This is a genomic window from Rhodopseudomonas sp. G2_2311 (genome assembly GCF_047501505.1).
GTDB lineage: Bacteria > Pseudomonadota > Alphaproteobacteria > Rhizobiales > Xanthobacteraceae > Rhodopseudomonas > Rhodopseudomonas palustris_H.
On sequence record NZ_JAZDRK010000002.1, the window covers coordinates 188,452 to 210,426 of the forward strand.

General features: G+C 67.2%; 17 protein-coding genes. 9 read left to right on the forward strand and 8 right to left on the reverse strand.

All coding sequences use genetic code 11. The features are described from left to right. Positions 1 to 63: 63 nt before the first annotated feature. Both VRZ08_RS03815 and VRZ08_RS03820 read left to right on the forward strand, forming a co-directional pair. On the forward strand, positions 64 to 2,808 hold the full coding sequence (locus VRZ08_RS03815; protein WP_414531610.1) for an ATP-binding protein: 2,745 nt from the start codon (positions 64 to 66) through the stop codon (positions 2,806 to 2,808). 190 nt (positions 2,809 to 2,998) lie between these two features. Continuing rightward, on the forward strand, positions 2,999 to 5,335 hold the full coding sequence (locus VRZ08_RS03820) for a Tex family protein (RefSeq protein WP_414531611.1): 2,337 nt from the start codon (positions 2,999 to 3,001) through the stop codon (positions 5,333 to 5,335). 22 nt (positions 5,336 to 5,357) lie between these two features. Here the strand turns inward: VRZ08_RS03820 and chrA are convergent, their stop codons facing one another. The 4 genes from chrA to VRZ08_RS03840 are packed head-to-tail and all read right to left on the reverse strand — an operon-like array spanning position 5,358 to position 9,661. Continuing rightward, a complete protein-coding gene (chrA, locus tag VRZ08_RS03825) occupies positions 5,358 to 6,578 on the reverse strand; it encodes a chromate efflux transporter (RefSeq protein WP_414531612.1) in 1,221 nt (406 codons plus the stop codon). Next, the gene (locus VRZ08_RS03830) at positions 6,575 to 7,468 is read right to left on the reverse strand and encodes an SDR family NAD(P)-dependent oxidoreductase (protein ID WP_414531613.1); all 894 of its coding nucleotides are present in this window, start codon (positions 7,466 to 7,468) and stop codon (positions 6,575 to 6,577) included. Before VRZ08_RS03830 ends, chrA begins: the two co-directional genes overlap by 4 nt. Positions 7,469 to 7,504: 36 nt before the next feature. Next, a complete protein-coding gene (locus tag VRZ08_RS03835; RefSeq protein WP_414531614.1) occupies positions 7,505 to 8,986 on the reverse strand; it encodes an amino acid permease in 1,482 nt (493 codons plus the stop codon). Positions 8,987 to 9,025: 39 nt separating this feature from the next. After that, on the reverse strand, positions 9,026 to 9,661 hold the full coding sequence (locus tag VRZ08_RS03840; RefSeq protein WP_414531615.1) for a TetR/AcrR family transcriptional regulator: 636 nt from the start codon (positions 9,659 to 9,661) through the stop codon (positions 9,026 to 9,028). Between the two features lie 139 nt (positions 9,662 to 9,800). On the opposite strand from VRZ08_RS03840, the gene VRZ08_RS03845 reads away from it, so the two are divergent. Next, positions 9,801 to 11,468, forward strand: coding sequence for an isovaleryl-CoA dehydrogenase (locus tag VRZ08_RS03845; protein WP_414531616.1), 1,668 nt, complete (start codon positions 9,801 to 9,803; stop codon positions 11,466 to 11,468). Between the two features lie 164 nt (positions 11,469 to 11,632). Here VRZ08_RS03845 and VRZ08_RS03850 read toward each other — a convergent pair whose 3' ends face one another. Both VRZ08_RS03850 and VRZ08_RS03855 read right to left on the reverse strand, forming a co-directional pair. Then, positions 11,633 to 12,973, reverse strand: a complete 1,341-nt coding sequence (locus tag VRZ08_RS03850; RefSeq protein ID WP_107354094.1) for a S41 family peptidase — start codon at positions 12,971 to 12,973, stop codon at positions 11,633 to 11,635. A 163-nt stretch (positions 12,974 to 13,136) separates the two neighbouring features. Beyond that, complete coding sequence (locus VRZ08_RS03855; protein WP_263990442.1) at positions 13,137 to 15,938, reverse strand: [protein-PII] uridylyltransferase; 2,802 nt, start codon at positions 15,936 to 15,938, stop codon at positions 13,137 to 13,139. A gap of 222 nt (positions 15,939 to 16,160) precedes the next feature. Here VRZ08_RS03855 and argJ point away from each other — a divergent pair, with 222 nt between their 5' ends. Both argJ and VRZ08_RS03865 read left to right on the forward strand, forming a co-directional pair. Continuing rightward, positions 16,161 to 17,402 (forward strand): bifunctional glutamate N-acetyltransferase/amino-acid acetyltransferase ArgJ, encoded by a 1,242-nt coding sequence (gene argJ / locus VRZ08_RS03860; protein WP_107342793.1) that lies wholly within the window; start codon positions 16,161 to 16,163, stop codon positions 17,400 to 17,402. A gap of 184 nt (positions 17,403 to 17,586) precedes the next feature. Next, a complete protein-coding gene (locus tag VRZ08_RS03865; RefSeq protein WP_414531617.1) occupies positions 17,587 to 17,988 on the forward strand; it encodes a (deoxy)nucleoside triphosphate pyrophosphohydrolase in 402 nt (133 codons plus the stop codon). A 140-nt stretch (positions 17,989 to 18,128) separates the two neighbouring features. Here VRZ08_RS03865 and VRZ08_RS03870 read toward each other — a convergent pair whose 3' ends face one another. Then, the gene (locus VRZ08_RS03870; RefSeq protein WP_414531618.1) at positions 18,129 to 18,953 is read right to left on the reverse strand and encodes a methyltransferase domain-containing protein; all 825 of its coding nucleotides are present in this window, start codon (positions 18,951 to 18,953) and stop codon (positions 18,129 to 18,131) included. A 26-nt stretch (positions 18,954 to 18,979) separates the two neighbouring features. After that, the gene (locus tag VRZ08_RS03875; RefSeq protein WP_107342796.1) at positions 18,980 to 19,279 is read right to left on the reverse strand and encodes a hypothetical protein; all 300 of its coding nucleotides are present in this window, start codon (positions 19,277 to 19,279) and stop codon (positions 18,980 to 18,982) included. A 105-nt stretch (positions 19,280 to 19,384) separates the two neighbouring features. Between VRZ08_RS03875 and VRZ08_RS03880 the strand changes: the two genes are divergently transcribed. The 4 genes from VRZ08_RS03880 to VRZ08_RS03895 are packed head-to-tail and all read left to right on the forward strand — an operon-like array spanning position 19,385 to position 21,881. Next, the gene (locus tag VRZ08_RS03880; protein ID WP_414531619.1) at positions 19,385 to 20,200 is read left to right on the forward strand and encodes a double zinc ribbon domain-containing protein; all 816 of its coding nucleotides are present in this window, start codon (positions 19,385 to 19,387) and stop codon (positions 20,198 to 20,200) included. 42 nt (positions 20,201 to 20,242) lie between these two features. Then, positions 20,243 to 20,518, forward strand: a complete 276-nt coding sequence (gene grxC, locus VRZ08_RS03885; protein ID WP_107342798.1) for a glutaredoxin 3 — start codon at positions 20,243 to 20,245, stop codon at positions 20,516 to 20,518. Next, entirely contained in the window at positions 20,515 to 21,390 is an 876-nt protein-coding gene (locus VRZ08_RS03890; RefSeq protein WP_414531620.1) for a carbon-nitrogen hydrolase family protein, read from the forward strand. Before grxC ends, VRZ08_RS03890 begins: the two co-directional genes overlap by 4 nt. Continuing rightward, positions 21,387 to 21,881 (forward strand): DUF1178 family protein, encoded by a 495-nt coding sequence (locus VRZ08_RS03895; RefSeq protein WP_414531621.1) that lies wholly within the window; start codon positions 21,387 to 21,389, stop codon positions 21,879 to 21,881. The genes VRZ08_RS03890 and VRZ08_RS03895 overlap by 4 nt, the downstream gene beginning before the upstream one ends. The last annotated feature ends 94 nt before the right edge of the window (positions 21,882 to 21,975 follow it).

A 21,975-nucleotide genomic window follows, 5' to 3' on the forward strand; every position in this document is an offset into this window, starting at 1 on the left:
CGCCGCTTCGGCGCTTCCTATAGTTTGCTTTTTATCTTGAGGTCCTTCCCGGAGATTCGATCGATGCGCCTGTCGGTGCGCCTGACCCTGGCGATGACCGTGCTGGTGGCGTGTACGGTGGCGGCGATCGGAGTGCTCGCGTACTACAATATCGGCCGGGCGGTCGTGCCGTCCGGATTGACGCGGCTCGCGTATCAGGCCAAGGCGCGGCTTGGCGCCTATGAATCGGTGCTCCGCATCATCCGCAACGAAGTGTTGTCAGCCCGGCTGTTGCCGGCGCATCTCGGCATCGTCCGGGCGCGGCTCAATGGCGGCACAGATCCGGACGTCGGGCTCACCGAAGCGCAGTGGCGCGTGCATCTGGCGGCGGCGTATGCGGGCAACATGCAGGTCAAGCCCGGCCTTCTGGCCTATCGGCTGGTCGGCGTCGCCAATGGCGGTCGCGCCTTGATCGCCGTCGATCGCCAGGGGCCGAACGGCAGCATCCGCACTGTACCTGACGCCGATCTGCCGCAGCTCGGTGACGACGAGACGTTCAGGCATGCCGCGGGGCTGACGGGCGACGAGGTGCACTTCTCGCCGATCCGGATCTTCCAGCCGTCGCATGACCCGGGCGTCGCAGCTTCGTCGTCGCCGCGGTTCACAGCCGCGGCGCCGGTGCGCGATTCTAGCGGCGCGGTGTTTGCGGTGCTGATGATTACTTACGATCTGCGGCCGGTGTTCGAGCGCATCCGGGACGTGCTCGACAACGACACTGACGTGTATTTCGTCGAAGCCGACGGCGGCTACATGATGAACTACATGGACGGTCGAATCGTGCCGGCGGAGCCGGAGCGGCGCTGGCAGGACGACTTCCCGCAACTCGCCGCCGCGCTTAGCGAAAAGCCCGGCGCTGCGGCGGTGTTCTCCCGGCCCGACGGTGAACGCGTCGCCGCGGCGATCGTGATGGCGCCGCTGTCGAACGGCATCCGCACCGCCGTGATCGAGACCGAACCGCTGGAACGGATCATGGCGCCCGCCACCGCGCTGCGGACGCCGGGATTGATCGTTGGCCTTGCCGCCATCCTCGGTGCGGTGCTGCTGTCGGCGCTGCTGTCGCGTTCGATCGCCAGTCCGATCATGCAGCTCACCCGGGCGGTCGCGGCGTTTTCCCGCACTGGACGACTGGTGATGCCGGCCGGGTTGCGCGGCGAGAGCCGCATCCTTGCCGACGCCTTCGACGAAACCGTTGCCAAGATCGACGCCGCCAACGCGGCGCTGAGGAGCAAGTCGGAGCTGCTCGACAAGACCATCGCCAGCATGGCGGACGCTGTGGCGGTGCTCGACGCCGAGGGCAAGCGGGTGTTTGCCAATCCGACTTGCGTGACGCTGTTCGGAGTCGCCGAGGACATTGGCTCCGAGCGCTGGAAGCGGAAATACAAACGCTTTCTGGCCGACGGCGTGACGCCGATGCCTGACTACGACAGTCCGGCAGCGCGGGCGCGGCGCGGTGAGAGCTTCGACAACGTCGAACTCGGCATCCGCCACGGCGACGACCCGGTGGTGCAGCTCGCCGCAAGCGCGCGGCGCATGGAAAACCCGGATGGCTCGTTCGCCGGCGCGGTGATCGTGTATCGCAACCTCACCGCGTTCAAGGAATCCGAGCGCCAGCTGCGCCAGGCGCAGAAGATGCAGGCGATCGGCCAGCTCACCGGTGGTGTCGCACACGACCTCAACAACATTCTCACGGTGATCACCGGCGGCATCGAAATGCTCGCCGACGGCGTGTCCGACCGGCCGGCGCTGAAGGACGTTGCCACGATGGTCGACCAGGCGGTGACGCGCGCCTCCGATCTCACCAACGGCCTGTTGTCGTTCTCGCGCAAGCAGCCGCTGCAGCCGCGCAGCATCGACGTCAACGCGCTGATGCTCGACACCGTCAAGCTGTTGCGGCCGACGCTCGGGGCCGGCATCGAGATCGATGTCGAGCCCTCGCCGGATCTGCGTCCGGCGCTGGCCGATCCGTCGCAGCTCGGCAGCGCGCTGATCAACCTTGCGATCAACGCCCGCGATGCGATGAAGGGCAACGGCAAGCTGCTGCTGGAGACCGGCAACGTCGATCTCGACCAGGCCTATGCGGCGCAGCACGATGAAGTCAGTGCCGGCCGCTACGTGATGCTGGCGGTGAGCGATACCGGCTGCGGCATTCCGGCTGCGATCCGCGACCGGGTGTTCGAGCCGTTTTTCACCACCAAGCCGGTCGGCGAAGGCACCGGCCTCGGTCTCAGCATGGTGTACGGCTTCGTCAAGCAGTCAGGCGGCCATATCGAGTTGTACAGCGAGGAGGGCCATGGCACGACCATTCGGCTGTATCTGCCGTATGCGGCCGCGTCGCTCGATACCGGGCTCGACAGCGCCGCGCCGCCGCTGGCGCAGGGCGGCCGCGAGTCGGTGCTGGTGGTGGAAGACGATGCGCTGGTGCGTAGCTACGTGATGACGCATCTGAAGGCGCTCGGCTACACCGCGCATTCGGCGGCCTCCGCGGCGGAAGCGATGTCGATGGTGTATGACGACGTCGAATTCGATCTGCTGTTCACCGACGTGATGCTGGCCGGCGGCATGAACGGGCCGCAGCTCGCCGAGGAGCTGCGCAAGTACAAGCCGGGTCTGAAGGTGCTGTTCACCTCCGGCTATACCGAGAACGCGATGCTGCATCATGGCCGGCTCGGTCCTGCCGTGCAGCTGCTGCCGAAGCCGTATCGCCGTGCCGATCTGGCACGGATGCTGCGCCGGGTGCTTGACGTCGAAGCCGACGTGCCGGCGAAATAAATCGGCGTTTTCAACAGGGAACACGGCGAATCGATTTGGTCCGGAGCGGTGCCCGAGGGGTTATGCACACGTCGTGCACCGGGCGGTCACGCGCCCTGCATCTTGCCCGCAAGATCGCGTAGGTTGCCTTCGATTCGCCGCGCCGCCGTGGCCGAGTCCCCCTCCTTCGAATCTGCCAAAGAGACTCCCAGTGCCGAACATCGCGTCCGTCATCGCATCCGAACTCGCCGTCCGTGAGCAGCAGGTCCAGGCCGCCATCGATCTGCTCGACGGCGGATCGACCGTGCCGTTCATCGCCCGCTACCGCAAAGAGGCGACCGGGATGCTCGACGACGCGCAGCTCCGCACCCTTGAGGAGCGGCTGCGTTACCTCCGCGAGATGGAGGCGCGTCGCACCGCGATCATCGACAGCATCAAGCAGCAGGGCAAGATGACGCCCGAGCTGGAGGCGGCGCTGCTGAAGGCCGACAGCAAGGCGCGTCTCGAAGACATCTATCTGCCGTTCAAGGAGAAGCGCCGGACCAAGGCGCAGATCGCGCGCGAGGCGGGCCTGGAGCCGCTCGCCGACCTGCTGTTGCAGAACCCCGACAAGGATCCGCAGGCCGAGGCTGCCGCCTATGTGAAGGCCGAGGGCGAGCACCCGGTCGCCGATGTCAAGGCCGCCCTCGAAGGCGCCCGCGCCATCCTGGTCGAACGCTTCTCCGAACATGCCGACCTCACCGGCTCGCTGCGCGAAGCGATGTGGAGCCGCGGTGCGCTGAAGGCTTCCGTGCGCGACGGCAAGAAAACCGTCGGCGCCAAATTCGCCGATTACTTCGACTTCTCCGAGCCGTACGAGAAGCTGCCGTCGCACCGCATCCTGGCGCTGCTGCGCGGCGAGAAGGAAGAGGTGCTGTCGCTCGATTTCGGCGACGGCGAAGATCCGGAGTCGAAGGAGCCGACCCAGTACGAAAACCGCATCGCCGCGACCTTCGGCATCGCCCGCAAGGGCCGTCCCGCCGACGGCTTCCTGTCGGACTGCGTGCGTTGGGCGTGGCGGACGCGAATCAAGACCGCGCTGGCGCTCGATATGCGGATGCGGCTGTGGCAGCAGGCCGAGACCGAGGCGGTCCGGGTGTTCGCGGCGAATCTGCGCGACCTGTTGCTCGCCGCGCCGGCCGGCGGCCGTGCGACGCTGGGCCTCGATCCGGGCTTCCGCACCGGCGTCAAGGTCGCGGTGATCGACCGCACCGGCAAGCTGGTCGATCACGCCACGATCTATCCGCACGAGCCGCAGCGGCAGTGGAACGAGAGCATGCTGACGCTGGCGCAGCTCTGCGTGAAGCACCGCATCGAGCTGGTGGCGATCGGCAACGGCACCGCGTCGCGCGAGACCGAGAAGCTGGTCGCCGATCTGATGAAGGCCAAGCCGGATCTGAAGCTGACCAAGGCGATCGTGTCGGAAGCCGGCGCGTCGGTGTATTCGGCCTCGGAATTCGCCTCCAAGGAATTCCCCGATCTCGACGTGTCGATCCGCGGCGCGGTGTCGATCGCGCGCCGTCTGCAGGACCCACTCGGCGAACTGGTAAAGGTGCCGCCGCAGTCGATCGGCGTCGGCCAGTATCAGCACGACCTCAATCAGCACGCGCTGGCGCGCGCGCTCGATGCCACAGTGGAAGACTGCGTGAACGCGGTCGGCGTCGATCTCAACACCGCTTCGGCGCCGCTGCTGGCGCGGGTGTCGGGCATCGGCGAGACCCTGGCGGTGAACATCGTGGCGCATCGCGACGCCAACGGGCCGTTCCCGAGCCGTGACAAGCTGAAGGAAGTGCCGCGGCTGGGGCCGAAGGCGTTCGAGCAGTGCGCCGGGTTCTTGCGGATTCGCGATGGTGAAAACCCGCTCGACGCCTCCGGCGTGCATCCGGAATCCTATCCGCTCGTCAAAAAGATCCTGGCTGCCACCAAGAGCGACATCAAGGCGCTGATCGGCCAGACCAAGGTGCTGCAGGGCCTCAAACCGCGGGCCTTCGCGGACGAGAAGTTCGGTATTCCGACCGTCAGCGACATCCTGAAGGAGCTGGAAAAGCCCGGCCGCGACCCGCGACCCGAGTTCAAGACCGCGACCTTCCAGGAAGGCGTCGAGAAGATCACCGACCTCAAGCCCGGTATGATCCTGGAAGCCACGATCACCAACGTGGCGGCGTTCGGCGCCTTCGCCGATATCGGCGTGCACCAGGACGGCCTGATTCACATCTCGGCGATGTCGGAGCGGCGCATCAACGATCCGCGCGAAGTGGTGAAGCCGGGCCAGGTGGTGAAGGTGAAGGTACTCGAGGTCGACGTGCCGCGTAACCGCATCGGCTTGACGCTGCGGATGTCCGACCCGATCCCCGCTCCCGGCGAACGCCGCACCGGCGGTGGTGGCGGCGGCGCCAGCGCCAAGCTGGTCGACCGCTACAAGCCGCGCCAGGAAGCCCCGAGCGGGGGCGGCGCATTCGCGGCAGCGCTGGCCAAGGCGGCCGAGAAGGGCCGCAGCAAGGGGCGGTAAGCGCGCTCCGCTCGCCCCGCACTTAGTTGATCAGTGCCCCGGCGATGCCCGCCGCCGCGCTGAAGGCGACGACGACGAGCGGCGGCACGCGCCAGATCGTGAGTAACGCAAAGCCGGTGAGCGCGACCGCGACGTCGGCCGTGCTGCGGATCGTGCTGGTCCAGACCGGGCTATACAGTGCGGCGCCGAGCAGACCGACTACGGCGGCATTGACGCCGCGCATCATCGCCTGCGCGGCCGAATAGCGCCGCAGTCCATGCCAGAACGGCAGCACGCCGAGCAGGATCAGGAATCCCGGCAGGAAGATGCCGGCCAGACCGATCGCCGCGCCGACCAGTCCTCGGACCGGTGCTGCGATCGCGCCCAAGTAAGCGGCGAAGCTGAACAGCGGTCCCGGCACGGCCTGCGCCGCGCCATAGCCGGCGAGGAACGCGTCGTCGCTCACCCAGCCCGGCCCGACGAACCCATCGCGGAGCAGCGGCAGCACCACATGACCGCCGCCGAACACCAGAGCACCCGAGCGATAGAACGCATCGAACGCCGCAACGATCGACGATCCGCTCAGCTGAGCGAGGAGCGGCAAGCCGAGCAACAGCACCACGAAGCCGAGCAGCGCCGCGACGCCGATCGGCCGTGATACCCGCGCCCCGACGTCGCCGAAATTCTGCAGCGTGTCGCTGCGGCACCACCACATCCCGGCCACCGCGCCAAGCGCGATCGCGCCGAGCTGAGCGATGGGCATCGCGCTGAGGAGCACGATCAGCGCCGCCGCGACCGCAATGGTTGCACGCTCGCGATCAGGACAAAGCTGACGCGACATCCCCCACACCGCCTGGGCGACGATCGCCACCGCCGTCAGCTTCAGCCCGTGCAGCAGGCCGGTGCCGAGCGGTCCGTCGAGCGCGGCGGCGCCATAAGCGAACAGCACCAGCGCGAGCGCCGATGGCAGCGTGAATCCGGTCCAGGCGGCGAGCGCGCCGAGAGCGCCGGCGCGCTTGAGGCCGATCGCGAGTCCGACCTGACTGCTGGCCGGGCCAGGGAGAAACTGGCACAGCCCGACCAGATCGCCGTAGCTCTGCTCGTCAAGCCAGCGCCGCCGGACGACGAACTCGTCGCGGAAATATCCCAGATGCGCGATCGGCCCGCCGAAACAGGTGAGGCCGAGCTTGAGGAACACAAGCAGCACTTCGCGCGGCGTGCCGCTCTGCGGCTGCTGCGCTGTTGGAGCGGGAGGAGGCGTCACGGCGTCTCCTGGCCGATGCCGGGTTGCGGCGGTGACAGCCCGGTCAGCCGTTCGCTGATCTCCCACACCCGCCGATTGGCTTCTGTGTCGAGCGCCTGCGCCGGCGCAGGAATCGTCTTGCGATCCGCGAAGTACTGGCCGCTGACGCCCGTAAGCTCCGGCGCATCGGCGAGATACAGCACGCGCCGGGCGGCGGTTTCGGCTGTCGGGATTGCCCAGCCGCCGAACTTGATCAGCAGCTTCCAGAACAAGCCCTGGGCGCCGTCGGTGCCGCCGAGGTTGGATTTGAACACGCCGGGGAACACGCAATTGACGGTCACGCCGCTGCCTTGCAGCCGGCGCGCCAGTTCGAAGGTGAAATGCAGGTTGCCGAGCTTGGACTGCGCGTAGCCCTTCATCATGCCGTAGGGGCGCTTGTCCCAGTTGAGGTCGTCAAAATCCATTGCTGCGTCGATGCGGGTGCCGACATTGACGATCCGCGCCGGTGCGCTGGCTTTGATCAGGTCGAGCAGCAGGTTGGTGAGCAGGAACGGGCCGAGGTGATTAGTCGCCAGCGCGCATTCGATGCCTTGCGGGCTCAGCCGCCGCTCCGCAAAAGCAGTGCCGGCATTGTTGATGAGTAGATGCAGCCGGTCGAAGCGATCGCGCACCGCATGCGCCAGAGCGCGGACAGAGACCTGATCGGCTAGGTCGGCAACGAACAAATGCAGGTCTTGATTGCCTGTGGCGGCGCGAATATCCGCGAGCGCTGCTTCGCCGCGAGCGCGGTCGCGCGACACCAGGCCGACACGCAGGCCATTCGCCGCCAGCGCGGTGACGATGGCCTTGCCGAGGCCGGAATTGGCGCCGGTGACCAGCGCGGTGCGTTGATGCTCGGCGCTCGTGCTCATCGGATGCCCTCCTGGCCGTTGTCCGCCGAGCCTAGTCTAGCGCCCCGCGGGCTTGCTGTGATGACGCCCGTACAGGAAGTAGATTGCAAGACCGATCGCCAGCCACACCCCGAGCCGTATCCAGGTATCGAGCGGCAGGCCGAGCATCAGGATGAACGACACGATCGCGCCGGCCGGTGCCACCAGCCAGATCGCCGGCGCCCTGAACGGGCGGTGCTGCTCCGGGTGCTTGATCCGCAGTACCAGCACGCCGACGCAGACCACCGCGAACGCGAACAGTGTGCCGATGCTGACCAGCTCACCGACCAGTCCGATCGGCAACACTCCGGCAAGGCCGGCGATGATCAGGCCGGTGCCGATGGTGGCGACATGCGGGGTGCGGAAGCGTGGATGGGTGGCGGCGGCCGCCTTCGGCATCAGGCCGTCATGCGCCATTGCGCGCAGCACGCGGGTCTGGCCGAGCAGCAGCAACAGGATCACCGAGGTCAGCCCGGTGACAACGCCGATCTTGACGATCGAGGACAGCCAGCCGATCCCGGCGGCGTCGATCCCGACTGCGATCGGGTCGGGCACGTTGAGCCGGTCATAGGGCACGATCCCGGTCAGTACGAACGCCACCGAGACGTAAAGCACGGTGCAGATCGCCAGCGAGCCGAGGATGCCGAGCGGCATGTCGCGCTGCGGGTTCTTGGCCTCCTGCGCCGCAGTCGAGACCGCGTCAAAACCGATGAAGGCGAAGAACACCACCGCGGCGCCGCGCAGCACGCCCGACCAGCCGAAGACGCCGTTTTCCTGCGCCGGCGGAATGAACGCGCCGTCCGGATTGGCGGCCGTCACCCAGTTGGCTGGCGTCACCATCGGCGCGGCGAAGATCAGAAACAGCGCGATCACCGTGAGCTTGATGCAGACGATGACGTTGTTGAACCGGGCCGATTCCTGGATACCGATCACCAGCAGCGTCGAAATCGCCAGGATGATCGCCATCGCCGGCAGGTTGAGAATCGCCCCGGTGGTCGACCAGGCGTGGGTGGCTGCGTCATAGGCGAGCGGCGCCGTCGTGAACTGCGCCGGCAGGTGGATGCCGAAATTGCCGAGCAGGCTGACGAAGTAACCGGACCAGCCGATCGCCACCGTGGTGGCGCCGACGGCGTATTCCAGGATCAGGTCCCAGCCGATGATCCATGCCACGAGCTCGCCGATCGTCGCATACGCATAGGTGTAGGCGCTGCCCGACACCGGCACGGTCGAAGCCATCTCGGCGTAGCACAGCCCGGCGAAGGCGCAGGCCACCGCGCCGAGCACGAACGACAGCGAGACGGCCGGTCCGGCATTGGCGGCGGCGGCGTGGCCGGTGAGCACGAAGATGCCGGCGCCGATAATGCCGCCGACCCCAAGCGCAACCAGGTTGACCGCCGACAGCGACCGCTTCAGGTGGCGGACTTCGCCGTCGCCGCTGTCCCCGGCCGCAGCCTCGATTTGCAGGCTGCTCAGCGATTTACGCGTCCAGATGTCGGCCACTCTCGAATCCCCGTTCCCTGCGGCGGAACCCGCTCGATCTCAAGCGCGGCGACGGCCGCCGGGTTCCATTGCTCCGGCGCTTGCCTCTGGCGGCACCATTCCCGCCAGACAGCCGAGCGCCGCCCGCACCAGCTGGTGGCGGTACACCGCAAAATCGGCGGGCGGCATGCCCCGGATCAAAGCGTGGGCGAACATTCCGTACATCAGGCTGAAGACCGGCAACGCCGCTTCGGCGGCGGAGCGGCCGGGTGGCCAGTCGGAGGCGCCTTCGAGCAGCGCCTCCCATTCCTTCAGGAACAGGTCGTAGGCTTCGAGATAGTGGCTGCGCTCGCTCTTGTGCCGCTCCAGCATGAAGTGCTGCATCCATTCGCGCGGCGCCTGCGCATAGATTTCGGCCTGCGCCGTGATCGCCGCCGTGACGCCGGTGGCGAGGTCATAGCTGCCGAGCGCGGTGCGCCGCCGGCGCAGCGCCAGCAGCAGATCCTTGGTCCGCAGATGCACACAGGCGCGCGCCAGCTCATCCTTGCTGGAGAAATACTCGTAGAAGGTGCCGAGCCCGACGCCGGCCACCAGCACGATCTCGCGGATCGTGACTTCGGAGAACGGCTTTTCGTCGAGAAGCCGAACAAATGCGTCGCGGATCGCCCGCGAGGTTTCGTGCGAGCGCGGCTGCACCGGCCTTCGCCGTGTTTTTGCTGAGGTTTCCGCGCGCTTCGCCATCCAGGCCCAATCCGAACACCTGCCCGATGCGGCTTGCCTATGATGCCTGCCGAACCATCGCAAGCGCCAGAGGCGCCGCTCCGGGAGGACCTGAATGCTCAACGCCGCCATCGCCGACAGCTACGGCGCCGTCACCCACGAGGTGATCAACCAGCCGGTCGAACTCGCCGACTACAATCTGTTCACCGCCGACCGGCCATTGGTCGAGGCGGTGACGCGTGAGGGCGCCGAATGGGCCGCCAACGATATTGCCGATTTCGGCGCCCGGATCGGCACCGCCGAATATCTCGAACTCGGCGCGCTTGCCAACCGGCATCTGCCGGAATTCGACACCCATGATCGCTATGGCCGCCGCACCGATCTGGTGCGCTTCCACCCCGCCTATCACCAGCTGATGCAGACTTCGATCGAGAACGGGCTGCACGCCTCGCCGTGGACCGACCCGCGCAAGGGCGCGCATGTCGCCCGCGCGGCGCGGTTCTATCTGCACAGCCAGATCGAGGCCGGCCACGGCTGCCCGATCAGCATGACGTTCGCGGCGGTGCCGTGCATCAGCCTGCAGCCCGACGTTGCCAAGCAGTGGCTGCCGAAGATCCTGGCGCGCAGCTACGACGCACGGAATGTGCCGGTCGATCAGAAACAGGGCATCACCATCGGCATGGCGATGACCGAGAAGCAGGGCGGCTCGGACGTCCGCGCCAACACCACCCGGGCGATCCCGGTCGGCGCCGGCGGGCCGGGCGGCGAATACGAGCTGGTCGGCCACAAGTTCTTCGTCTCGGCACCGATGTGCGACGCCTTCCTGGTGCTGGCCCAGGCGCCGGGCGGGCTGTCGTGTTTCCTGGTGCCGCGCTGGAAGCCGGACGGAGCCAAGAACCCGCTGCAGGTGCTGCGGCTGAAGAAGAAGATGGGCAATGCCTCGAACGCCTCGAGCGAGACCGAATTGCGCGGCGCGCTCGGCTGGATGATCGGGCCGGAAGGCCGCGGCGTTGCCACCATCATCGAGATGGTGGCGATGACCCGGTTCGATTGCATGATCGGCTCGTCGGCGATCATGCGGGCGGCACTGTCGCAGGCGATCGATCATTGCCGGCAGCGCAAGGCATTCGGCCGGCTGCTGATCGATCAGCCGATCATGCAGAACGTTCTGGCGGATCTGGCGCTCGAAACCGAAGCGGCGCTGGCGTTGGCGATGCGGATCGCCCGTGCGCTCGACCACCGTGGCGACGAGCAGCAGGCGCATCTGATCCGGATCGGTTCAGCGATCGGCAAATACTGGATCTGCAAGCGCACGCCCGGTCTTACCGCCGAAGCGATGGAGTGCATCGGCGGCTCCGGCGTGATGGAAGACGGGCCGATGCCGCGTCACTTCCGCGAAAGCCCGGTCAACGCGATCTGGGAAGGCTCCGGCAACGTGCAATGTCTCGACGTGCTGCGGGCGATGACGCGTACGCCCGAGACGCTGCAGGTGTATTTCGCCGAGGTCGAGCAGGCCAAGGGCGCCGATGTGGCGTTCGATCGTCACATCGCCGCGCTGAAGGATGATATGCGCGATGCTTCGGACTTCGAGGAGCGCGCCCGTGATCTGGTCGATCGCCTCGCGGTCGGGCTGCAGGCCAGCGTGCTGATCCGGCACGCGCCGGAAGAGGTCGCCGAGGCGTTCTGTGCGTCGCGGCTGGCGCAGCGCGGCGCGCATCACTACGGCGCTTTGCCGAAGAGCGTGAACTTCGCCGCGATCATCGACCGCGCCCGGCCGCGGTGACCATTGCGGTCGTGAGAGCGGCCTTGAATCTAAGTCGCCATACCGCGCGCTTGTCGCGGACATCCACGTCTTGAAGAGCAAGGTCAGATCAAAACGTCGATGCCCGGCACAAGGCCGGGCATCACGTGCGTATCAGGCGGACCGCTGCGGTTGCGCGCTGGTGGTTACTTCGGCGCCGCGTCCTTCTTCAGGACCAGCGCCAGCGCTGCGTTGAGCTGGGCGTCTTCGGGCTTGCCGATCAGGTCAGCCTTGATCGGCGCCGAGGTCGCGGACTTGGTCTTGTCGTCGGTCGGCTCGCCGATCTTCGGCGTGGTCGGCGCCGGCGTGGCGTCCGACTTACTGAGCTTGCCCGGATTGGCGATCGCGCCGTGCAGCGCGCTCTCGCGGATCAGCGGTCCGCCGCTGATCTGCTGATCCTTCGGCGCCTCTTCGATCACGTCCGGCACGATGCCCTCGTCCTGAATCGAGCGGCCGGCCGGCGTGTAGTACAGCGCCGTGGTCAGCCGCACCGCGCCGTGGCCCTTGATCGGGATCACGGTCTGCACCGAACCCTTGCCGAAGCTGGTGGTGCCCATCACGGTGGCGCGCTTGCGGTCCTGCAAGGCGCCGGCGACGATCTCCGATGCCGAGGCCGAGGCGCCGTTGATCAGCACCACGATCGGCACGCCCGGCAGCTTGTCGCCCTTCGACGGCGCCGAGAACACCCGCTGATCGTCGGCCTGGCGGCCGCGGATCGATACCACGGTGCCGCCGTCGAGCAGATCGCCGGCAACCGAGACCGCGGCGTTGAGCAGCCCGCCCGGATCGTTGCGCAGGTCGATCACCAGGCCCTTGAGACCATCGTTCTTGGCGTCGCTCTTCAGCTTGGCGAGTGCGGCGGTGAAGCCGTCGGCGGTGTCGCCGCCGAACTGGCTGATGCGGATATAGCCGACGCCGTCCGGCTTCATCTCCGACTTCACCGACGCGACCTTGATGATCTCGCGGGTCAGGGTGACGTCGAACGGCTCGTCCTTGCCGCGCATGATGGTGATGGTGACCTTGGTGCCCGGCACGCCGCGCAGCATGTCGACGACGTTGCGCAGGCTCATGCCCTGGGTGGTGGCGGCGCCGACCTTGATGATCAGGTCGCCCGGCTCAAGCTTGGCGCGCGCGGCCGGGGTGCCGTCGATCGGCGAGACAATCCGCGGAATCCCGCCCTGAGCGGTGATCTGCATGCCGAGGCCGCCGAACTGGCCCGACATGTCGGTCTGCATGTCCTTGAATTCCTTCTCGTCCATGTAGTCCGAGTGCGGATCGAGCCGGTTCAGCATGCCCTTCAGGGCATCCTTGGTCAGTTCGTCCGAGGGAATCGGATGGACGTAGGCGCGCTGCACCAGCTGGATGACGCCGCCGATCAGGTCGAGATCGGCCGGGGCGGTCTGCTCGCGCTGCAAGGCGAGCGCGGACACAACAGGAACCGCGACGACGCCGAGGACGGCAAGCGAGCGGACGACGATTTTGCGCATGGGCGAACTCATGTGAAGGGGCGGAAAACGGCCGCCGTGGGGGCGTTGCGGAACCAGAACCGACCGCGGTCGCCATCGGTTCCCGTGAAAGGGGCACCGGCGCCCGGATAGGACGCCTGATCAGATACGTGCGAAGCGGGCGTGATCAAGGCGCCCGACGCGGTTAGGCCGCCGGCTTTTCGGCGGCATCGCCGTTGGCGAGCAGATGCACCAGCGCCCGCTTGATCGCCGCCTGGCGGGTCGGGGCGGTGATCTGGGCACCTAACAGATCGGTCACGTAGAACACGTCGCGGGCGCGCTCGCCGAAAGTGGCGACATGTGCCGAGGCGATGTTGAGGTTGAGTTTCGAGATCGCCGTGGTGAGCTGGTACAGCAGGCCGGGGCGGTCGAGGCCGCTAACCTCGATCACGGTGTAGCGGTCCGACCAGTTGTTGTTGATCTCGACCTCGGGCTCGACCACGAACGCGCGCAGCTTGGCCTTGCTGCCGCTGGTCGCGCGGCGGGCCACTGCTTCGGGCAGCCGCAGCTTGCCTTCCAGCACCTCTTCGATGGTCTCGCCAATGCGGGTGGCGCGGCGGCCCTCGTCCTCGTCGCGGTCGTATTCGCGGCTGATCGAGATGGTATCGAGCGCGCGGCCGTCGGTGGTGGTGTAGATCTGGGCGTCGACGATGTTGGCGCCCGCCGAGGCGCAGGCGCCAGCGATCACCGACAGCAGCCAGGGATGGTCGACCGCCAGGATCGTCAGCTCGGTGACGGCGCGGGCTTCGTCGAAGCCGACATTGATCGCCAGCTTGTGGCCGGCCTGTTCGGAGGCCCGCAGGAAGCGGGCGTGGCGGATCTTGCGCTGCAGATCGACCTTCAGCCAGTAAGCCGGATAGTGCCGCGCCACATAGGCGTTGAGGTCGGCCTCCGGCCATTCGGTGAAGGCGGCGCGGAATTCGGCCTGTGCGGCGCGGATGCGCTCGGCGCGGTTCACTTCCGAGAAGCCGCCGGTCAGCACCGGCTCGGTCTCGTAGTACAAGGTCCGGATCAGCTGCGCCTTCCAGCCGTTCCACACCCCAGGACCGACGCCGCGGATGTCGGCGGTGGTCAGGATGGTGAGCATCTTCATCTGCTCAACGGTCTCGACCACCGCGGCGAAGTTCTCGATGGTCTTGCGGTCCGACAGGTCGCGCGACTGCGCCACCGTGGACATCACCAGATGCTGCTCGATCAGCCACGCCACCAGTTCGGTGTCGGCGGCGCTGAAGCCGAACCGCGGGCACAGCCGCCGCGCCACCTTGGCGCCTGCGGTCGAGTGATCCTCGGGCTGGCCCTTGGCGATGTCGTGCAGCAGCACGGCGACGTAAAGCACCGCGCGATGATCCGGGCGGATCTTGCGCATCAGTTCGGACGACAGCGCGAACTCATCATTCCCGCCGCGCTCGATCTCCTGCAGATTGCCGACGCAGCGGATCAGATGCTCGTCCACCGTGTAGCTGTGATACATGTTGAACTGCATCATCGACACGATGCGGCCGAACGCGCGGATGAAACGCCCGAGCACGCCGGTCTCGTTCATCCGCCGCAGCACCGGCTCGGCGTTGTCGGAGGTCAGGATCTCGACGAACAGCTGGTTGGCTTCGGGATTGTCGCGGAGCTGCGGGGTGATCAGCGACAGCGACCGCGTCACCGTGCGCATCGCGTCCGGGTGGAAGGCGAGATTGTTCTTCTGCGCCAGCCGGAAGATCCGGATCAGATTGACCGGATCGTGCTTGAACACGTCCGGCACCGCCAGATTGATGCGGTTGTTGTCGATGACGAAGTCGTCGCTCTCCGGCACCCGGCGGCGCTTGGCGGCCGGCCGCAGCCGCGCCATCATCCGGGTCAGCGCCGGCGCCGCCTTGGCCTGCTGGTCTTCCAGCTTGGCGCACAGGATCGCGGTGAGGTTGCCGACTTCCTTGGCGATCAGGAAGTAGTGCTTCATGAAGCGCTCGACGTCCTGCATCCCCGGATGCGAGGTGTAGCCGAGCCGCACGCCGATCTCGCGCTGCAGATCGAACGACAGCCGGTCTTCGGCGCGTTTGGTCACGAAGTGAATGTTGCAGCGGACCGACCACAGGAAGTCCTCGCAGCGGCGGAAGGTCCGCAGCTCGGCCGGATCGAACACGCCGCGTTCGGAGAGTTCGCTGGGCTCGCGCACCCGGTAGACGTATTTGGCGATCCAGAACAGCGTGTGCAGGTCGCGCAGGCCGCCCTTGCCGTCCTTGACATTGGGCTCGACCAAATAGCGCGACTGGCCGGAGCGGCGGTGACGCTCCTCGCGTTCGGCGAGCTTGGCGGCGACGAATTCGGCCGCGGTGCCCTCGACCACATCCTTGTCGAAACGCTCGACCAGCTCGGCGTACAGCGCTTCGTCGCCGGCCAGAAACCGCGTCTCCAGGATGGCGGTGCGGATCGTCATGTCGGCGCGCGCCTGGCGGATGCACTCGTCGACCGAGCGGGTGGCGTGGCCGACCTTCAGGCCGATGTCCCACAAGCAGTACAGGATGACTTCGGCGACCTGCTCGCCCCAGGCGGTCTGCTTGTAGGGCAGGATGAACAGCAGATCGATGTCGCTCTCCGGCGCCATCAGGCCGCGGCCGTAGCCGCCGGTCGCCACCACCGTCATCCGCTCAGAGCTCGACGGCGTCGGGGTATTGTAGAGGTATTCAGTTGCGGCGTTGAACAGCAGCCGGATAATCGCGTCCTGGACGTAGCACAGCCGCTCGGCGCAGCGCCGGCCGTGGCGGTCGCGCAGCAATTGCGCCTCGGCTTCGGTGCGGGCTTTCGCCAGCTCGGCCTTCATCAGCATCGCCAGCGCGGTGCGGAACATGCCGTCGTTGCCGGCGTGCTTTTCGGCGAGCGTGGCGATCTCGGCGGCGACCCGGGCGCTGTCGAAGCGCTCGTCGGCGGCGGGGCGGGCAGGTGAAACGACTTTGTCCATGGCTATTTCCGGATATCGGACGGCAACGCTGCTGTCACGGAATTCCGCCCGAGGGTAACTGCGGAGGCGAGCTCGGCCCAGCCAGCATAGGCGCCCGCAACGGATTGTGACGATGGGATTTTCGTCAGTTTTCGCGAATTCTCCTTCTCATCGTCGCGAGCTTGTGAGAGAGGGGAACGCCGCTCCCGCGCCGGCGGGGGTACAACCTGCCGAAAGCGCACGATGTCCAGCAAAGTCTCCCCGCTCGCCCCCACCGATGTCCCCGCCATGCCGATGATCGCCGGCGTGCGCCTCGCGACCGCCGCGGCCGGCATCCGCTACAAGGGCCGCACCGACGTGCTGCTGGTCGAGATGGAGAAGGGCACCACCGTCGCCGGCGTGTTCACCACCTCAAAATGCGCCTCCGCGCCGGTCGAATGGTGCCGCGATAAGCTGAAGGGCGGCGGCGCCCGGGCGCTGGTGGTCAATTCCGGCAATGCCAATGCCTTCACCGGCAAGACCGGTAAAAAGGCGACCGCGCTGACCGCGCAGCTCGCCGCCAAGGCGATCGGCTGCAAGCCGGCGGAGGTGTTCCTGGCCTCGACCGGCGTGATCGGTGAGCCGCTCGACGCCACCAAGTTCGACGGTGTGCTCGACGCGATGGCGCTCGACGCCGGCCCCGACGGCTGGATGGACGCCGCCAAGGCGATCATGACCACCGACACCTTCCCGAAGGTGGCGACCGCCACCGTCAAGCTCGGCAAGGCCAAGGTGACGATCAACGGCATGGCCAAGGGCGCCGGCATGATCGCGCCCGACATGGCGACGATGCTGTCGTTCATCTTCACCGATGCGCCGCTGTCGGCGTCCTGCCTGCAGGCGCTGCTCAAGGCCGGCGTCACCGACACCTTCAACGCGGTGACGATCGACGGTGACACCTCGACCTCCGATACGCTGCTCGCGTTCGCGACCGGTGCGGCCGCCGAGAACGGCGCGCCGAAGATTTCGCGCGCCTCGGACCCGCGGCTGAAGGCTTTCGTCAAGGCGTTCAACGCTGTGCTGGCCGATCTCGCCGAACAGGTGGCGCGCGACGGTGAAGGCGCCCGCAAGCTGGTCGAGATCATCGTCGAAGGCGCCAAGACCAAGGTCTCGGCCCGCAAGATCGCGCTGTCGATCGCCAATTCGCCGCTGGTGAAGACCGCGATCGCCGGCGAAGACGCCAATTGGGGTCGGGTGGTGATGGCAGTCGGCAAGGCCGGCGAGCCGGCCGATCGCGACAAGCTGTCGATCTCGTTTAACGGCATCCGCGTCGCCAAGGCCGGCGCGCGCGATCCGTCCTACAACGAGAAGGAAGTCTCGGCTGAGATGAAGAAGCCGGTCATTCAGATCAAGGTCGCCCTCGGCCTCGGCAAAGGCCGCGACCGCGTGCTGACCTGCGACCTCACCAAGGAATACGTCGCGATCAACGGCGACTATCGGTCGTGAGTTTGGTTATGAGTAGCGCGGCCCTATTTCTTTGCAGGCCGTCATCGCCCGCGCAGGCGGGCGATCCAGTACGCCGTGCCGCTCGTGGTTTTTCACAAGCGCTCTGGGATACTGGGTGCCCCGCCTTCGCGGGGCATGACGGCGGTGGTGTTGCGGGCGATGTGCCCTGCATCGGGGGCGCCGCATGAACCTCCTCCTCGTCGTCGCCGTTGCGCTGATCGATGTCGATAATCGCGTGCTGATCGCGCAGCGGCCGAAGCATAAGCAGCTCGGCGGTCTGTGGGAGTTTCCCGGCGGCAAGCTCGATCCCGGCGAGCGGCCGGAGGCGGCGCTGATCCGCGAGCTCGACGAGGAGCTCGGCATCACCGTGAAGGAAGCGTGCCTCGCGCCGCTGACTTTCGCCAGCCACGCCTACGAGGACTTTCACCTGCTGATGCCGCTGTATGTCTGCCGGCGCTGGGAAGGCCTGGCGATGCCGCGCGAAGGTCAGGAGCTCGCCTGGGTCCGCGCCAATAAACTCCGCGACTACCCGATGCCGCCCGCGGACCTGCCGCTGATCCCGCCGCTGATCGAATTGCTGATGTGAGGCGCCGGCCAAATTCGATGTGTCATGCGCGGGCCTGACCCGCGCATCCATCATTCTTGCGAAGAGGGATGGATCGCCGGGTCGAGCCCGGCGATGACCGAGATAGACAAAAGCAAGAGCCTGCAACGGGGGCAGGCTGTTCAGCGCTTTCCCTTCACCGCCTCTTCCAAACTCGCCTTTGCCGAGCCTGGCCTCAGCGGCTGCTGCTGGCTTTCGTGGGGGGACCAGCCGGAGAGCCAGACGATCTCGAAGGTGGCGCGGATGCGGCCGTCGGGGTCGCTGAAGCGGTCGGCGTAGATCTGGGCCATCCGTCCCAGCGTGGCGCGGCGTAGCGGCGTCCGGCGGCGCTCGATCAGCACGTTGGTGGCACCCATCCGCCGTAGATCCTGCATCAACGCGAACGCGTGGTCGTAGCGTACCACGACGCGGTCGACGTCGGTCACCGGCAGCGCGAAGCCGGCGCGTTGTAAGAGTGCGCCGAGATCGCGCAGGTCGGCGGCCGGCGCGACGCGCGGCGACACGCCGCCTTCGATCTCGGCCTCGGCGGCCGCGAAGGCCTGGCGCAGTTCGGTCAGCGTATCGCCGCCGGTCAGCGCCGCGAGCAGCAGGCCGTCCGGCTTGAGCGCGCGGCGGAGCTGCGCCAGCACCCCGGGCAGGTCGTTGGCGAATTGCAGCGCCAGCGCCGAGACCACCAGGTCGAGCGATCCCGGCGCGAACGGCAGGGCTTCGGTGCCGGACGGGTCGACCGCCAGATGCGCGAGTTTGGGAAATCGCAGCAGCTTCAGCCCGCCGGGCGTCCAGAGATCGGCGACGTTAGTGAAGTCGCGCAGCACGGCGTGCAGCCGCTCGTCCATCTCGTCGGCGACGCGGTCGAGCAGGAAGGGCACCGGGCCGAGCGTGGCGGCACGCTGCAGCCGCGCCGCGAGCAGCCGGCGATCGAACAGGATCGGCGTGGAATCAGACATCGCAGGTCAAATTGTTCGCGCCACGATCAGTTCAGCTTGGAGGCCGCGGCCGGGCTCTGCTGCGAGGCCTCGAACATTTTCAGCACCGCATCCAGTGCGTTGCGCAAATGCTGCGCGCCGGCCTGGCTGCAGCGCAGCCGAGCGGTGGTGACGAACTTCACCTCGACCGTCCCGTCGGCGAGCGGGTTCAGCGTCCGTGCCGCGAGCTCGACCTCGACGCCGTTGGCGATCACACCGTGCGCCGGAGCGATGTCGAAATACACATGCGGCGCGGTCGGAATATCCAGATAGGTGACGTCGGCAGGCTTGTCGGTGGGCTCGGACACGGCGATCTCCCGGAGAAGGACTGGCGGTGTTGTGCGCCTTTTTCCGGCCCGGCACTACAAGGTTCTGCCGCTTGACGGTTGCGTGGGCGGCGTTAGCCTCGCGTCATGCGTGTGGGCGCGATCAACCGGGCTGGCGTGCGGGGGCTGGGCGGCTTCTCTGCCGCTGCCAGCAGTTTGCGCCGGATCTGGACCCGCGCGGCTCAGGCGGCGCTGGATCTGGCGCTGCCGACGCTGTGCGTCGCTTGCCGCGAGCCGGTCGCAGGCGAGGGCGTCTGTGCGCAGTGCTGGTCGCAGCTGTCCTTCATCGCTCCGCCTTACTGCGAAAAGCTGGGCATTCCGTTCGTCTATGATCCCGGCCCCGGCATGCTGTCGATGCAGGCGATCGCCGCTCCGCCGGCCTATAGCCGTGCCCGCGCCGCCGTCCGTTACGACGAAGTTGCCAAGGCGCTGGTGCACGGCCTCAAGTTCCATGACCGTACCGATCTGGCGCCGACCATGGGGCGGTGGATGGCCCGCGCCGGGCAGCCTCTGCTGGCCGACGCCGATCTGCTGGTGCCGGTGCCGCTGCATTGGCGCCGCGGCTTCTCGCGTCGCTACAATCAGTCCGGCGCGCTGGCGCAGGTGATCGGCCGGCAGGCCAAGCTGCCGGTCGCGGTCGAGGCGCTGCAGCGGGTCCGGCCGACCGCGCACCAGATCGGGCTGTCGCGCAGCGAGCGCGCCGCCAATGTGCAGGGCGCCTTCAAGGTTCCGAAGCATCGCAAGCCCGAGATCCAGGGGCGGCGGATCGTGCTGGTCGACGACGTGCTCACCTCGGGGGCCACCGTTGACGCCTGCGCCCGCGCGCTGCTCCGGGCGAGGGCGGCCTCGGTCGACGTGCTGGTCTTCGCGCGGGTTGTCGATACGCTGAAATCCCCCATATAATCCGCTCCTTGCGCCCATCCTCGGCAACCAAACGGAGCCTGAATGCCCGCAGCGATCGAGATCTTCACCCGCCCCGGCTGCGGCTATTGCAGCGCCGCCAAGTCGCTCCTCAACCGCAAGAAGGCGGCCTTCACCGAGTACGACGTCGCGGTCGATCCGGGCTTCCGGGTGAAGATGGACGAGCGCGCCGGTCCCGGCGCCACCTATCCGCAGATCTTCATCGGCGACCTCCACGTCGGCGGTTGCGATGACCTCTATGCGCTCGACCGCGAGGGCAAGCTCGACGCGCTGCTCGCCGGCGAGAAGGCGGCGTCATGACCGAAGCGGTGCCGTTCAATGCCGCCCTGGTGCAGATGCGCAGCGGCCTCACCCCCGAGCCCAATCTGGAGCAGGGCATCCGGCTGATCCGCGAGGCGGTGAAGGCCGGTGCCGACTACGTGCTCACCCCCGAGGTGAGCAACATGATGCAGCTGAACCGCGAAGCGCTGTTCGCCCAGTTCGCCGAGCAGGACGACGACCTGTCGCTGAAGGCGTATCGCGAGCTGGCGCGCGAACTGAACATCCATCTGCATATCGGCTCGCTGGCGCTGCGCGCGTCGCCGGAGCGCGCGGTCAACCGCTCGTTCCTGATCGGCCCGGACGGTGCGATCCTGGCGAGCTACGACAAGATCCATATGTTCGACATCGATCTCGGCAATGGCGAGAGCTACCGGGAGTCGGCGAACTACCAGCCCGGCGAGACCGCGGTGATCTCGGACCTGCCGTGGGGCCGGATCGGCCTGACGATCTGCTACGACGTGCGTTTCCCGGCGCTGTACCGCGCGCTGGCCGAATCCGGCGCATCGTTCCTGGCGGTGCCGGCGGCGTTCACCAAGCCGACCGGCGAGGCGCATTGGCACGTGCTGCTGCGCGCCCGCGCCATCGAAAACGGCTGCTTCGTCTTCGCCGCGGCGCAAGGCGGTTTGCACGAGAACAAGCGCGAGACGTTCGGCCACTCGCTGATCATCGATCCGTGGGGCAAGGTGCTGGCCGAAGGCGGCATCGAGCCCGGCTTCATCATGGCGCGGATTGATCCGGCCGAAGTGACCAAAGCGCGCGGCAAGATTCCGTCGCTGCAGCACGGCCGGCGTTTCACCGTGGCCGATGCGAACGCCGGCCCGGGCCACCTCCATCTGGTCCGGCAGTCATGATCCGCTACAGCCTGCGCTGCGACAAAGGCCACGTGTTCGAGAGCTGGTTTCACAGCTCGTCGGCCTATGAGTCTCAGGTTCGGCGCAAGCTGGTGAGCTGCCCGCAGTGCGATTCGGTGAAGGTCGAAAAGGCGATCATGGCGCCGCAGATCGTCGGCAAGAAAGGCCGTGGCCGCGCGCCCGAGCCGGCCGCCGCCGAACCCGCCGCGAGCAATCTTCCGGCCGAGACGACGTCTGCAGATGCGCCGACGCCGCTGTTGATGGCGCAGGAGCGCGAGCTGCGCGCCAAGCTGAAGGAGTTGCGCGACCACATCGTCAAGACCGCCGACAATGTCGGCGAGCGCTTCCCCGAGCAGGCGCGCGCGATGCATTACGGCGATATCGAACACCGCCCGATCTATGGCGAGGCTTCGCCGGCCGAGGCCAAAGCGCTGATCGAGGAAGGCATCGAGGTGGCGCCGCTGCCAGTGCTGCCGGACGACCGGAACTAACCGCAATGAGGTGCGCCTCTCGCCAGGAAGGCGCGCGACTTAACCTCTCCCCGCGAGCGGGGAGAGGTCGGTTCGCATCGTTAGATGCGGACCG

Excerpts from the sequence above, each read along its gene's own strand:
- VRZ08_RS03870 (WP_414531618.1), bottom strand. The coding sequence starts at position 18,953 with ATGTCTGATTCCACGCCGATCCTGTTCGATCGCCGGCTGCTCGCGGCG.
- VRZ08_RS03850 (WP_107354094.1), bottom strand. The coding sequence starts at position 12,973 with ATGCGCAAAATCGTCGTCCGCTCGCTTGCCGTCCTCGGCGTCGTCGCG.
- VRZ08_RS03830 (WP_414531613.1), bottom strand. The coding sequence starts at position 7,468 with ATGAGCACGAGCGCCGAGCATCAACGCACCGCGCTGGTCACCGGCGCC.
- VRZ08_RS03845 (WP_414531616.1), top strand. The coding sequence starts at position 9,801 with ATGCTCAACGCCGCCATCGCCGACAGCTACGGCGCCGTCACCCACGAG.
- grxC (WP_107342798.1), top strand. The coding sequence starts at position 20,243 with ATGCCCGCAGCGATCGAGATCTTCACCCGCCCCGGCTGCGGCTATTGC.
- VRZ08_RS03880 (WP_414531619.1), top strand. The coding sequence starts at position 19,385 with ATGCGTGTGGGCGCGATCAACCGGGCTGGCGTGCGGGGGCTGGGCGGC.
- argJ (WP_107342793.1), top strand. The coding sequence starts at position 16,161 with ATGTCCAGCAAAGTCTCCCCGCTCGCCCCCACCGATGTCCCCGCCATG.
- VRZ08_RS03815 (WP_414531610.1), top strand. The coding sequence starts at position 64 with ATGCGCCTGTCGGTGCGCCTGACCCTGGCGATGACCGTGCTGGTGGCG.
- VRZ08_RS03890 (WP_414531620.1), top strand. The coding sequence starts at position 20,515 with ATGACCGAAGCGGTGCCGTTCAATGCCGCCCTGGTGCAGATGCGCAGC.
- VRZ08_RS03895 (WP_414531621.1), top strand. The coding sequence starts at position 21,387 with ATGATCCGCTACAGCCTGCGCTGCGACAAAGGCCACGTGTTCGAGAGC.
- VRZ08_RS03865 (WP_414531617.1), top strand. The coding sequence starts at position 17,587 with ATGAACCTCCTCCTCGTCGTCGCCGTTGCGCTGATCGATGTCGATAAT.
- VRZ08_RS03855 (WP_263990442.1), bottom strand. The coding sequence starts at position 15,938 with ATGGACAAAGTCGTTTCACCTGCCCGCCCCGCCGCCGACGAGCGCTTC.